Below are 12657 nucleotides of genomic sequence, written 5' to 3'. Positions count from 1 at the left end.
GATTAATTTGAAGCAAAGTTGCCTTAGAAAACTTCCCTACGCGACCGACAAAAAAAAGTCGAACCAATTTCTCAAATAGAAATTGGTTCGACTTTATAACGTGAGGCGTTCGACTTTTTACAAAACCTTTATTTTCAACTATTTCTGTAAGCTGTTGGCGTTAAATTGGTATATTTTTTAAATGAAGTATTAAAGGAAGATTTCGAATTAAAACCAACTTCGTACAATATTTCTAGAACAGTAAGCTCACTTTTCGATTGATCTTTTAAAATATGCATCGCTTTTTGAATGCGATACTCATTCACAAAATCAAAAAAATGCTGATCAATATGATGATTAATCAAAATCGATAAATTCCGAACCGGAATACTAATTTGATTACTCAATTCTTGTATTGTTAATGACGGATCTAAAAATGGTTCTTTCTCAACCATATATTGTCTTAGAGTTGCTATTTGAGTATCGATTAAATCATTTTTTTGAGTGACAGCTTCTGGTTTTTCTTCCATTTCTGGAAGTATATCTTTAGTTAATACTAATTTAGAATTTACTCCTCTAAAAAGTTCAGGATATTTTAAAGCTTTCATTATAAACCAACACGTGATAAATAATGCTATAGTTCCGACCAATACATTTGCCCAAAGAAAAACTTCTCTAAAACCAATGTATCGCAATACATTTTTTAGGGCTACAATAGAATGTGCAATTAGAAATACACAAGTCATTTGAAAAAGAAATTTATAGGCCGAGATACTTGGATTCGCGTAATTTTCCAGATAGATTTCCTTATACTTTTTCAGAATTAAAAATACACTTACGATATAGAAAACATATTGAAATTCGATTAAAATCTGAATAAAATATATTTCAGACATTGAATTTAAGGGTCCAATAAAACTTCCTTTACTAATACTTGAATATATTCGTGGTATAAAAACTAAATTGACAATTATAAAAGGAATCATATGAGCCAAATGTTTCCACTGTAATCGAAAGTCAGAATAACATACAGCTAATACATAAAGGTAAAACGATGGCATTCCCAACAAACAGAATGTTGATCTGAAAATTTCCAGATTTCGATGATCTTCTGTATACAAATACATAAAAAATCCGCTGAGATCGATCGCTGAAAAAATAAAAAAGAAAGCAAATAAGCGATTTGCCAGTTTATTTTTGGTTTTAACTGTTAACAGAAAAAAAGCCATTAACAAAGAAACAAACACTGAAATTCGAGCAATTCCCTCTAATAAAACTAATTTATCCATTTATCTTTTTATAATAAACAAATATAATATTTTCGCTTTTGTAACAAAGCCTAATTATAACCGTCTCTATACAGAAAAAATAGAAGAAAAAAATTGATTTTAAATCTCTGAGACTTTGCAAGATTGATATAAAATATATTAATTTTGACGAGTCTAAATAACGATAAAATGACATTTACGAAAACCACTGAACAAGCCTCAAAATACGAACATTTAGAGAAGATGTCTGTTCATGAATTGTTATCTAATATAAACCAAGAAGATAAAACTGTGCCTTATGCAGTAGAAAAAGCTTTACCACAAATCGAAGCTTTGATCCCGCAAATAGTAGCAAAATTAAAGCTTGGCGGCAGATTGTTTTATATTGGAGCTGGAACTTCTGGACGACTTGGTGTTGTTGATGCTTCAGAATGTCCGCCAACATTTGGCGTTCCGTTTGATTTAGTAAATGGTATTATCGCAGGTGGCGACACCGCTATTAGACGCGCAGTAGAAAATGCTGAAGATAATCCAACACAAGCTTGGATTGACCTTCAAAACCATAAAATCGATTCTAATGACGTTGTAATCGGGATTGCTGCTTCGGGAACAACTCCGTATGTCATCGGCGGATTAGAAACTTGCAACCAAAACAATATTATTACAGGTTGCATTACTTGTAATGCTGGAAGTCCGTTGGCCTTGACCGCTCAATTTCCAATTGAAGTAGTTGTTGGACCAGAGTTTGTAACAGGAAGCTCAAGAATGAAAGCTGGAACTGCACAGAAACTAGTTTTAAATATGATTTCGACCGCTGCCATGATTCAGCTTGGAAGAGTAAGAGGCAATAAAATGGTCGATATGCAGTTAAGCAATGTAAAACTGGTGGATCGCGGTGTAAAAATGATTATGGATGAGATTGCGGTTTCGTATGACGAAGCTTCTGAATTATTAAAAAAATACGGCAGCGTGAGAAATGCTGTTGACAATTATAAAAAGTAATAAGGTTTTCTCTGGTTATTTAACCGCAGTGCACGCTAAGATTTATGCAAGGTTCGTAAGTTTTTTTTAACAAAGCTTTGCGAACTTTCTGCTTTATTTAAAGTTTATAATGTAAAAAAACTTTGCGACCTTTGCGTTTAAATACAAGTCAAACAACTTGAAACAAAAAGAAACCTGAAACTTGAAACAAACTAATGGCAACAAACAGACAATTATTAGGAAAAGGAATTAAATATTTAACAGGCGCTCTGCCTTTAATGTTCCTTGGGCCTACATTGATATATAATGCCTTTCAGAATCAAGGCAACAACTGGCATTATCTCGTTCTAGCAATTGGAATTATAGCTTGCCTTAGTTCTATGTTGCTTAGTTTTTTAGGCTTGAGAACTATAGTGAGAGGTATATTTAATGACTAATTTGTATCTTTACTAAAATTCTTTGTCATGGATATACAAGCAGAAATTAATTGGATTCATCAAGAAATTGATAAAGTAAAAGACCCTTCTTTTGTAGAAAAGTTAAAACATCTTTTACAATCTATCAATAATACCGCTATTGATTCGGATTCCGCTTATAATTTAGATATCGAAAATGCTTTAGAAAATATTAAAAAAGGCAATTTCTATACTGAAGATGAAGCGAAAGAAATAGCAAAAAAATGGGGAAGAAAATAATCTGGTCAAAAAATGCTTTAGACCAATTAGAAGACATTCATTTTTACATTTTCTTTGAAAGCAAATCTCTTAAAATTGCCGACAAAGTTGTTAATACAATTTTCGACAGTACCGAGATTTTAAAAACGAACCCTGAAATCTATAAACTCGATAAACAAAAAGCCAATAATGATGGCACATTTAGAGTTTATTCTGTTTATGATTATGGAATCTCCTATTAAGTAACAGAAGAAGTTATCTATATTCTTCGAGTGCGCCACAATGCTCAAAAACCCAAAAAACATTCATGGAAGCTTTAATTCACATTCAGAAAACATTTGAGAAAGTTGTTTATATCGACAAAAAAATAAACAATCGCGAGTTTGAAGATTGCGTTTTTAAAAACTGTGATTTCTCCAACAGCAATTTCAATTCTAATACTTTTCTGGATTGCGAATTTATTGACTGCAATCTTTCCATGACAAGTTTGGCTGGAACAAGCTTAAAAAACGTCACTTTTAAAAATTGCAAACTTTTAGGAATTGCTTTTAATGAATGTGATGATTTTCTATTTCAAGTTTATTTTGACGAATGCGTTTTGGATTATGCTTTGTTTTCGAATAAAAAAATGCCCAAAACCAAATTCATCAATTCTTCTGTTCGCGAAGTAACTTTCATCGGAACCAATTTAACGAGTTCTGTTTTTGATAATTGCGATCTTGACGGGGCAATTTTTAATGAAACGCAATTGGCGTCGGTCAATTTCAAAACGGCGTACAATTACAAAATTGATCCTGAATTTAATCCGATGAAAAAAGCGCAGTTTTCTACAGAGGGAATTGTTGGATTATTAGATAAATACGACATTAAAATCGTTTAATTGATTCTTTTTCTATTGTTCGAAGTGCTTTTTTTATAATATATAAAGTTTCTTTTTCTGGATTTTCCAGTTTCCACTTTTCACATATCTTTTTCACAAAATCTGGTCGCGTTTTACTGGCATCGTTCAGCCAATTCCCTACACTATCTTGAACATATTTAGAAGAATCTGATCTAAGATTCTCTAAAATCTTCAAACCTAATTCTGGTTCTTGTTTGAGTTTTTCGATATGTTCGCACCAAACGCCACGGGGGCGTGTCGCTTCAGTTGCAAAACGTCTTATATTTTCATCTTTACTCAAAGTCCATTTCAATAGTATTTCAAGGCTTTCTTCTAAATTATTTATGATATTAGAACGAATTGCCAACCATGAAATTTCTCTAACGCCAAAATGCTTATCGGCTGACAGAAACTGAATTTGCTGTAAAATTTCTTCAATCTTAAATTCTTGATTTTTCCCAATTGTATAAGCAGACCAGCATCTCACCACATCTGATTTATGTCTCGAAATTATGGAAAGTATATCCGAATCATTATTAAGAATTGATTCTGCTAATATTCCCGTCCCAATCGCTTCATTTACCGTATTGACAGTTTGCTTTTTCAAATTTCCAATATCTGTTAAAATAGGTTCCAAATATTCCATTCGATCAGACTCTTTCAACACATTTTCCAAAAGCTTAGTTTGACTTACTGCAAGCCATTCTACCAAATTTGCAGTTTCAATTTCTCCTTTATTAAGCTGTTCTAAAATAGAGATTGGAATATCTTTTGTTGATCTTGCCCCTTTTCGTTTTATCTCTTTCATCGTTTTCAATTTGCTAAATGCTACTTTCGCTTAAAATTTTGATTATTTTTGTAAAGATCGTAAAGTGGTTTCAACCCAGCAATACCGCATATTTTTATCCCATAGGGATATTAAAGTCAATTTTATGCAAACAAAAGAAAGAACTACCGAAAATAAAACTTGCCCGTTAGAAATTGCCGTCAATACAATAAGCGGAAAATGGAAAATTCCGATTGTATGGCAAATTAATGATGGAAAAAAAAGACCAAGCGAATTTTTGAGAGGAATTGCAAAAGTAGACCGTCGTGTTCTGAACCAGCAACTAAACGAAATGGTTGCAGATGGAATATTGATAAAAGAATCCTTTAACGAACTTCCTCCTCGAGTGGAATATACTCTAACCGAAACTGGAAAGCAATTAGTAGAAATTCTATGGAAATTAAACGATTGGGGAAAAATATTGATTTCCGAAAATAAAATTGAACTTTAATCTTAAAAAGTCATTTCATGAAAACAGATGAATCTTATTTAGAAAGTGTTAAAAAGCAGTTTTTGTATTATAAAATGCTTGGCGAAAAAGCCATGGATCAGCTTGAACCAGATCAGCTTTTTACTTCTGTAAATGAAGACACAAACAGCATTGCCACAATTGTAAAACACATTTCAGGCAATATGCTTTCACGTTGGACTGATTTCTTAACTACAGACGGAGAAAAAGAATGGCGTAACCGAGATGCTGAATTTGAAAATGATTTGCAATCTAAAGGAGTAGTTTTGGAGCTCTGGAATAAAGGCTGGAATTGCTTAGAAAATGCTCTTGAGAGTTTAAAACCAGATCAGCTTTCGGATATTATTTATATCAGAAATGAAGGTCATACCGTTATAGAAGCTATAAATCGTCAATTGGCACACTATCCGTATCATGTTGGGCAGATTGTTTTTTATGCCAAACAGCTGAAAAACAGCGAATGGAATAGTTTATCGATTCCGAAAAACAAATCGGGAAATTATAACGCCGAAAAGTTTGCCAAGGAAAAAGAAATCAAGAACTTTACAGACGACGAATTAAAAAGATTGAAATGATAGAATATTATGCAAATTTTGGAGGAACATGCTGGTGGATCTTGATTAAATTCTGCAAAACAAATTTAACCGAAGAGCAGAGTCCTAAAAATAAAAAACGAAATTTACTTTTTCTAACTTTTCTAACTCTAGTAATTTTCTTTTTATTCTTTAATTAGAAAAGGTTCTTCTGAAAACCAACGCCCTAGCCCTGATGGAAGCGGCATCCTTTTGTGGTGGGGTTCACCACAAAAGATCCAGCGGACAGCAGGATTAGCTTCTTAAAAAACTACTTATTTAAAATGAAAAAAATACTATTCTTATTCCCTATTTTGGTTTTAGCCTCTTGCTATAATGCAGAACACAATTGCAAGGATTTTAAAACTGGAAAATTCAAATTTGAAACCGAAGTAAACGGCGAGAAAAAAACAACTTATTTTGAGCGTAAAGACGATATCGAAATTGAAACCTACGAAGGAAAAACAGATACAGCAACAATTCGCTGGGTAAGTGACTGCGAATATGTTTTGCAGAAGAAACATCCTAAAAATATGGCCGAAGAAAAAGCCATCAGCATGAAGATTTTAACAACTACTAAAGATTCTTATACTTTTGAATTTGGTTTGGTTGGTTCTGAAGAGAAACAACGCGGTACCGTTTATAAAGTTGATTAAATTCTGATTAAAAGATATAAAGCTCCCTTTAGGAGCTTTTTTTATTCTCATTTTTGTCATTTCGAGGAACGAGAAATCGCACTTGAGAATCTACAAAGATTGGCTAAATGCTTTGCGGAATTTCTAGTGCGATTTCTCGTTCCTCGAAATGACAAACCAATCAAGTAATCAATGATAAACCTCTGTCACTTTGTTACTTTGCCCCTTTGAACCTCAATACAAAAAAAACTTAAAGGTGTTTCTTTTACATTTCTATTTTAAATAGTATTTTTAAAAATCTAATCTAACCCAATGAAAAATACCATTTCGCAGAGAGTTGCTGATTTTTTAAAGAATTATCCGCCGTTTAATTTTCTTCATCAGAAAGACTTAGAAAAGCTTTCTGAACAGATTTCTATTATTTATAAAGAAAAAGATTCAGTCATTTTTGCTGAAAACGATAAAACGCACGATTCTTTTTATGTGGTACATAAAGGTGCTGTTGCTCTTAAAAAAAGTACTAAAAATACGGTTTTAGATATGTGTGATGAAGGTGATATTTTTGGATTGCGTCCGTTATTGGCGCAAGAAAATTATATCATGGAAGCGGTGGCTCACGAAGAAAGTATTTTGTACGCTATTCCGATTGCGGTTTTTAAACCTTACGCGTTGGAGAATAGAAATGTTGGTAATTTCTTGATTGAAAGTTATGCGTCGAATACTCGAAATCCGTACTCAGATATTCATAAAGATAAATTGTACGGCCATGATGATCAGTTGAACGAAAATCTGTATTCGAGCAATCATTCTTTTGATTTAGCGCCAATAAAATATTCGAAGAAAATTGTGACCTGCAGTCCGTCAACTACGGTAAAAGAGGTTGCCAAAATAATGAACAAGAAGAAAGTCGGTGCAATTTTGATTGTAGATGAAATGCTTCCGATTGGTATTTTGACTGACAAAGATCTTCGTAATAAAATCGTAACGGGAGATTTTCCTATCGAAACAACTGCGGAAACGATAATGACAAAACCTGTTATTACCTATCCTAAAAAAATGACAGTTACCGAAGCCCAAATGGCCATGATGAAAAGTAACATCAGTCATTTGTGTTTAACGAAAGACGGAACGGTAAATACCAAAGCGGTTGGAATTTTGTCCAAACATGATGTAATGGTAGCACTTGGAAACAATCCAGCGGTTTTAATAAAAGCTTTAAAACGAACTAAAAAAATTAAGGAAATAAAGCCAATTCGCAATCGAATCATGCAATTGCTACAAGGTTATTTGGATCAAAATATTCCGATGACTTTGATTACGAAAATCATCACCGAACTTAACGAAGCGTGTACCAATCGTGTAATCGAGATTTGTTTGGAAAAAATGAGCAGTCCGCCGCCTGTAAAATTTGCTTGGCTGGCACTTGGAAGCCAAGGTCGTGGCGAACAAATGTTGCATACCGATCAAGATAATGCAATTATTTACGAAAATGTGAACGAAGTCTTTAGAGATGAAACCAAAGTGTATTTTCACAAATTTGCTGGTCTTGTCAATAAAGGCCTTTTTGAAATTGGCTACGATTATTGCCCTGCCGAAATGATGGCTTCGAATCCAAAATGGTGTATGAGTTTGGACGAATGGAAAAGCCACGTTCATCATTGGATTACAAATCCAGGGAAAAATGAGGTCTTATTGTCGTTTATTTTCTTTGATTACAGTCTAACTTATGGAGATACCGAAGTAGCCAATCAGTTGTCCGACTATATTTTTGAGGATTTAAAAGCTAATCCGATTTTTTATATGCACTTGGTGAGCGGCGCTCTGCAAAGTCCCTCTCCTACAGGCTTCTTTAGACAATTTTTGGTTGAACAAGATGGTGCTAACAAAGATAATTTTGATATTAAACGAAGAGCTTTAATGCCTCTAACAGATGCCGCGCGTGTTTTAATTTTATCCCATTCGGTTAAAGGAATAAGTAATACAGCAGAACGTTTTGAAAAATTAGCGCAACTTGAACCTAATAATAGAGAATTGTATTTGTCCTGCTCTTATTCATTTAAAGCTTTACTAAAATTCAGAACCAAGCAAGGTCTTTTACACCATGATTCGGGTCAGTTTATCGAGCTAGAATCTTTAACGAAAATGGAAAAAATTAAGCTGAAACGTACTTTTAAAACCATTAAGGAACTTCAAGAACTCATTTCAGTACGCTTTAATATCTCAAATCTGGTATAATAATGAGTTTATTCAATTTTTGGAAAAAAGAGGAAATCAATCTGTTTGACGAAAACATTACAATTGAAGAAACTCGTTTTGTAGTTTTAGATACTGAAACTACTGGTTTTGATTACGAAAATGATCGTATTTTATGCATCGGAGCCTTAGTGATGCAAAACGGAATTATTTCTGTTCAGGATAGCTTTGAAGTCTATTTGGAACAAGATCATTACGATAAATCGACTGCACAGATTCACGGAATTCTAAAAGCATTTGTGATTCAGCGACCGAGCGAATCAGAAGCTTTACAGCAGTTTCTGGATTTTCTAGGAGACTCAATTATCATTGCACATCATACTATTTTTGATGTTACGATGATCAATAAAGCTTTAGAAAGAAATGGGCTTCCGCAATTAACCAATAAAAACTTAGATACGGCTTATTTATATAAAAAGACTTTAATTCAATCACACTTGTTTGAACGAAAAGATCATTATACCTTAGATGATCTTGCTGACAAATTTGATATTTCTAAGAAAGATCGTCATACAGCATTAGGCGATGCCTACATCACAGCCATTGCATTTCTTAAGATTGTAAAGAAATTAAGAGAGAAAAAAGCAACTAATTTAAATCAGCTTTTTAAGCTTTAAGATTTTTTTAAGAATCTTAAATTTACATTTCAAGCCAATACTTTACCTTTTAATAATACAAGACTTATAAAAGTTAGCAAAAAAGAAAAATAGCCGTAACATATATTTTGTTTTTGAAAGATAGCTTTGCTCTAATCAAAAAAACACAAAACAATTATGAAAGCTAACTTTTTAAAGTCAATTACCTTGCTTGGAATTGCAGGTCTTACTGCAATAAGCTGTCAAAATGATGACAAAGATTCGAACAGTGTAAATACTAGTATCGATTTTACTTCACATTCAAAAGTACCACCTTTTGTATATGCTATGACAGGTTTTGAGAACTTAAAAATCAGTACTTTAATTGCTAGTACAGATGTTCTTCCAGAATCTCCTTCCTTTGTTTATGGCGCACAGCCTGATGGAGCTGGACTAATGAAAAATCCAACTGGTGATGGATACATCATGATTACTAACCATGAAATTCTTCAATCTGTTTCAAGAGTTTATTTAGATAAAACATTCAAACCTGTAAAAGGTGATTATATCGTTGATGGCGTCGGTGGTTTAACTCGTTTATGTTCTGCTACATTGGCAACTCCAGAAATTCACGGATTTGGACCAATCTTCTTAACAGCCGGAGAAAGTGGACAAGAGAGTATGGTTCACGGAATTAATCCGTTAGGACAATCTTCAGATAAAGCAAGAACAGATAGAGTTTTGCCGGCTTTAGGAAAAGCCAGTATGGAAAACGCTGTACCGCTTCCTAAAGAAGCTTATCCTGGAAAAACTGTTATTTTAATTGGTGAGGACCAATCTTACGCTACTTCACATGTAAGTGCCGGACAATTAATTATGTATGTAAGTACTGTCGGTGATTTGTCAAATGGAAAATTATATGCTTTAAAAAGAACTGATGGAAATCAGGTCGAAACTGATATCAAATTAGATAGCAGTTACCCAGTTGAATTTGTTGAAATTCCAAATGCAAAAAATCTTACTGGTGCTGTTATCAATACAACTGTTAATGATTTAAAAGCGATTCGTTTTTCTAGAGTTGAAGACGTAGATTACAGAAAAGGAAGCGCAAACAACAATAGAGAAGTTTATTTTACAGCTACAGGTCAAGCAACCAACAATGCTCCTGTCGCTGGTTACACAATGTGGGGAAGAGTTTACAAAGTGAAATTGGATGCTACAAATCCGTTAAAAGGAACTCTTGAATTAGCTGTTGAAGGCGATAGTACTCCTGGAACCGGAATCATCAATCCAGATAACTTATGTGTAACTGAAAACTACGTTTACATTCAAGAAGATGGTGACAGCTATTATGCTGATGCTAAACACGATTCATACATCTGGCAATATAGTATTGCTTCCAAACAAAATAAGCCTTGGTTAAACATGAATCACAAAAGAACTGATGTAGCGTGGAATACGCTTTATAATCAAACAGGTGAAACGAGATTAGGAAGTTGGGAATTTGGTGCAATGGAGGATATTTCAGATATCATTGGTGTTCCAGATACTTTTACCGTAAACATTCACCCACACACTTGGCAGAGCGATGCGTTTAAAAATGCTGATGGTTCTGGAATCAATACCAACAAAGAGGGAGGACAAACTGTAATTATCAGAAACGTACAGCGATAATAATTTCAGTCAAAATCTATATTACAACCCTTATTTTTCGATAAGGGTTGTTTCTATTAAAACACCATTATGAAATTAAACTATTTTTCATTTCTGTTTTTAGCACTTTGTTTGTTCTTTTCGTGCCAAAAAAATGAAACTTCAAAAACAACAATCAAACAGCATCTTCTCGTTGATTTAAATAAATTAAACAATGAAATCGTACAATTTGAAAAGCTTGTAGATCAAAATGCTTCTCCAAAAGAAATTGTCGAACAGTTTAAAAAGTCCCGTTTATTCTACAAAAAAGTCGAATGGGCAATTGAATATTTTATACCCGAAACAGCTCGCTTCATGAATGGTCCCGCTTTGGACGAAATGGAATTGGAAGAAAACAGATCTTTTGAACCGCATGGTTTTCAGGTTATAGAAGAAATGATTTACCCGGAATACAAATTTTCGGATAAAGAAAATGTAATACGCGAAATAAACATTTTCAAGTCTAATATTAAACAATTGAAAAGTACATTTGATGTTATCACCATTTCTGATAATTATGTTTTGGATGCTTTAGAACAAAATGTTTTTAGAGTGATCGCTTTAGGAGTTACAGGTTTTGACAGTCCGATTCTGCAATCTTCCATTCCTGAGGCTGGAGAAAGTTTATTATCAATTTCTGAACCTCTTGCAATTATTAATCCCAACAATAAATCATTACCAGAATTAAAAAAAATAGTGGCAAAAGCGCAGCAATACTGTAATGATAATACTAACTTCAATGCATTTGACAGAGCTTTTTTTATAACTGAATATCTAAATCCGATTTCTAAAAAGATTAAAGCTTTTCAGAAAGAAGAGAATATTAAAAACGTAAAGAAAACAAGTCCACTAAAACAAGAAATTGAAACTTTATTTGATAAAGATGCTTTTGATGTAAATGCGTTTGTGCTTTCTAAAGATTATAATTTTACAGCTGATAAAGCCAAACTAGGCGAAAAACTGTTTTATGACACAAGCCTTTCTAAAAATAATGACAGAAGCTGTGCAACTTGCCATCATCCTGAAAAAGCCTTTACTGATGGTTTAAAAACAAACGTTTCATTAACAGGATCTAAACTTGCCAGAAACACTCCTACCCTGACCTATGCTTCTTTACAGAATGCTCAATTTTGGGATATGCGTCAATTGGATCTTGAAAAACAGAGTGTAGATGTAATTCAGAATAAAGATGAAATGCACGGCTCAATGGATGACATCCATGCTAAAATTTTATTGAATAAAGAATATATTAACCTTTTCAAAAAAGCTTATCCAACGACAGCAAAAGCAGAAGCTTGGCAGATTCAGAACGCAATTGCGAGCTATGTACGTTCTTTAAACGCTTTCGATTCGAGATTTGACGAATATATGAGAGGAAATAAAAATGCTCTAAGCAACGAGGAAATCGAAGGAATGAATCTTTTTATGGGAAAAGCAAAATGTGCTACCTGTCACTTCACCCCTTTGTTTAACGGGACTGTTCCGCCTAGTTATTCTAAAACTGAGCACGAGGTTATTGGAACTCCTCAAGATGCTTCTGGCAAGAAATTGAGTTCAGATCAAGGGCGTTATTTATATAATAAAATGCCTCAATTGGTTGGCGCTTTCAAAACTCCAACCGTTAGAAATGCAGCTATAACAGCACCTTACATGCACAACGGAATTTTTAAAACTTTAGAAGAAGTCGTTGATTTTTACAACAAAGGAGGTGGACAAGGTTTAGGCTATGAAGTCGAAAATCAAACATTACCTTTCGATGAATTAAAGCTGACTAAAAAGGAAGAAAAAGCGCTTGTCGCTTTTATGAAAGCACTTACAGATAAGAAATACCAATAAAAACCAAAATAGATTTC

Annotated in this window: 14 protein-coding genes; 12 read left to right on the top strand and 2 right to left on the bottom strand. The window is 33.4% G+C overall.

What is annotated here, in order from left to right; all coding sequences use genetic code 11:
• Positions 1-134 precede the first annotated feature (134 nt).
• Entirely contained in the window at positions 135-875 is a 741-nt protein-coding gene (locus ABTV69_RS13015; RefSeq protein WP_433829391.1) for a helix-turn-helix domain-containing protein, read from the bottom strand.
• A 561-nt stretch (positions 876-1436) separates the two neighbouring features.
• Between ABTV69_RS13015 and murQ the strand changes: the two genes are divergently transcribed.
• From murQ to ABTV69_RS12990, 5 genes are all read left to right on the top strand, one after another.
• Positions 1437-2249 carry an N-acetylmuramic acid 6-phosphate etherase gene (gene murQ, locus ABTV69_RS13010; RefSeq protein WP_433829389.1) on the top strand — a complete coding sequence of 271 codons (813 nt, stop codon included), beginning with the start codon at positions 1437-1439 and terminating at the stop codon, positions 2247-2249.
• A 194-nt stretch (positions 2250-2443) separates the two neighbouring features.
• Positions 2444-2665 carry a DUF6095 family protein gene (locus ABTV69_RS13005; RefSeq protein ID WP_433829387.1) on the top strand — a complete coding sequence of 74 codons (222 nt, stop codon included), beginning with the start codon at positions 2444-2446 and terminating at the stop codon, positions 2663-2665.
• Positions 2666-2692: 27 nt separating this feature from the next.
• Positions 2693-2923 (top strand): hypothetical protein, encoded by a 231-nt coding sequence (locus ABTV69_RS13000; RefSeq protein WP_433829385.1) that lies wholly within the window; start codon positions 2693-2695, stop codon positions 2921-2923.
• Complete coding sequence (locus tag ABTV69_RS12995; protein ID WP_433829383.1) at positions 2908-3144, top strand: type II toxin-antitoxin system RelE/ParE family toxin; 237 nt, start codon at positions 2908-2910, stop codon at positions 3142-3144. The genes ABTV69_RS13000 and ABTV69_RS12995 overlap by 16 nt, the downstream gene beginning before the upstream one ends.
• 65 nt (positions 3145-3209) lie before the next feature.
• Entirely contained in the window at positions 3210-3782 is a 573-nt protein-coding gene (locus tag ABTV69_RS12990; RefSeq protein WP_250835504.1) for a pentapeptide repeat-containing protein, read from the top strand.
• Here the strand turns inward: ABTV69_RS12990 and ABTV69_RS12985 are convergent.
• On the bottom strand, positions 3769-4590 hold the full coding sequence (locus tag ABTV69_RS12985) for a DNA alkylation repair protein (RefSeq protein WP_433829380.1): 822 nt from the start codon (positions 4588-4590) through the stop codon (positions 3769-3771). The two genes, ABTV69_RS12990 and ABTV69_RS12985, sit on opposite strands and share 14 nt — an antisense overlap.
• A gap of 124 nt (positions 4591-4714) precedes the next feature.
• Here ABTV69_RS12985 and ABTV69_RS12980 point away from each other — a divergent pair, with 124 nt between their 5' ends.
• The 7 genes from ABTV69_RS12980 (at position 4715) to ABTV69_RS12950 (ending at position 12640) form a co-directional block, all read left to right on the top strand.
• Positions 4715-5059 (top strand): winged helix-turn-helix transcriptional regulator, encoded by a 345-nt coding sequence (locus ABTV69_RS12980; protein ID WP_433829378.1) that lies wholly within the window; start codon positions 4715-4717, stop codon positions 5057-5059.
• Between the two features lie 17 nt (positions 5060-5076).
• Positions 5077-5652, top strand: coding sequence for a DUF1572 family protein (locus ABTV69_RS12975; protein ID WP_433829376.1), 576 nt, complete (start codon positions 5077-5079; stop codon positions 5650-5652).
• A 281-nt stretch (positions 5653-5933) separates the two neighbouring features.
• On the top strand, positions 5934-6305 hold the full coding sequence (locus ABTV69_RS12970) for a DNA topoisomerase IV (RefSeq protein ID WP_433829375.1): 372 nt from the start codon (positions 5934-5936) through the stop codon (positions 6303-6305).
• A 291-nt stretch (positions 6306-6596) separates the two neighbouring features.
• Entirely contained in the window at positions 6597-8519 is a 1923-nt protein-coding gene (locus ABTV69_RS12965; RefSeq protein WP_433829373.1) for a DUF294 nucleotidyltransferase-like domain-containing protein, read from the top strand.
• 2 nt (positions 8520-8521) lie between these two features.
• Positions 8522-9154: a 3'-5' exonuclease gene (locus tag ABTV69_RS12960; RefSeq protein ID WP_433829371.1), complete on the top strand. Its 633-nt coding sequence runs from the start codon at positions 8522-8524 to the stop codon at positions 9152-9154.
• A 156-nt stretch (positions 9155-9310) separates the two neighbouring features.
• A complete protein-coding gene (locus ABTV69_RS12955) occupies positions 9311-10786 on the top strand; it encodes a hypothetical protein (RefSeq protein WP_433829369.1) in 1476 nt (491 codons plus the stop codon).
• Between the two features lie 69 nt (positions 10787-10855).
• Complete coding sequence (locus ABTV69_RS12950) at positions 10856-12640, top strand: cytochrome-c peroxidase (RefSeq protein ID WP_433829367.1); 1785 nt, start codon at positions 10856-10858, stop codon at positions 12638-12640.
• The last annotated feature ends 17 nt before the right edge of the window (positions 12641-12657 follow it).

The organism is Flavobacterium anhuiense (assembly GCF_050990855.1).
GTDB lineage: Bacteria > Bacteroidota > Bacteroidia > Flavobacteriales > Flavobacteriaceae > Flavobacterium > Flavobacterium anhuiense_C.
The sequence above is the reverse complement of the archived record's forward strand: the minus strand, read 5'-3'. Positions and strand labels throughout refer to the sequence as shown.

Excerpts from the sequence above, each read along its gene's own strand:
- ABTV69_RS13015 (WP_433829391.1), bottom strand. The coding sequence starts at position 875 with ATGTCTGAAATATATTTTATTCAGATTTTAATCGAATTTCAATATGTT.
- murQ (WP_433829389.1), top strand. The coding sequence starts at position 1,437 with ATGACATTTACGAAAACCACTGAACAAGCCTCAAAATACGAACATTTA.
- ABTV69_RS13005 (WP_433829387.1), top strand. The coding sequence starts at position 2,444 with ATGGCAACAAACAGACAATTATTAGGAAAAGGAATTAAATATTTAACA.
- ABTV69_RS13000 (WP_433829385.1), top strand. The coding sequence starts at position 2,693 with ATGGATATACAAGCAGAAATTAATTGGATTCATCAAGAAATTGATAAA.
- ABTV69_RS12995 (WP_433829383.1), top strand. The coding sequence starts at position 2,908 with ATGGGGAAGAAAATAATCTGGTCAAAAAATGCTTTAGACCAATTAGAA.
- ABTV69_RS12990 (WP_250835504.1), top strand. The coding sequence starts at position 3,210 with ATGGAAGCTTTAATTCACATTCAGAAAACATTTGAGAAAGTTGTTTAT.
- ABTV69_RS12985 (WP_433829380.1), bottom strand. The coding sequence starts at position 4,590 with ATGAAAGAGATAAAACGAAAAGGGGCAAGATCAACAAAAGATATTCCA.
- ABTV69_RS12980 (WP_433829378.1), top strand. The coding sequence starts at position 4,715 with ATGCAAACAAAAGAAAGAACTACCGAAAATAAAACTTGCCCGTTAGAA.
- ABTV69_RS12975 (WP_433829376.1), top strand. The coding sequence starts at position 5,077 with ATGAAAACAGATGAATCTTATTTAGAAAGTGTTAAAAAGCAGTTTTTG.
- ABTV69_RS12970 (WP_433829375.1), top strand. The coding sequence starts at position 5,934 with ATGAAAAAAATACTATTCTTATTCCCTATTTTGGTTTTAGCCTCTTGC.
- ABTV69_RS12965 (WP_433829373.1), top strand. The coding sequence starts at position 6,597 with ATGAAAAATACCATTTCGCAGAGAGTTGCTGATTTTTTAAAGAATTAT.
- ABTV69_RS12960 (WP_433829371.1), top strand. The coding sequence starts at position 8,522 with ATGAGTTTATTCAATTTTTGGAAAAAAGAGGAAATCAATCTGTTTGAC.
- ABTV69_RS12955 (WP_433829369.1), top strand. The coding sequence starts at position 9,311 with ATGAAAGCTAACTTTTTAAAGTCAATTACCTTGCTTGGAATTGCAGGT.
- ABTV69_RS12950 (WP_433829367.1), top strand. The coding sequence starts at position 10,856 with ATGAAATTAAACTATTTTTCATTTCTGTTTTTAGCACTTTGTTTGTTC.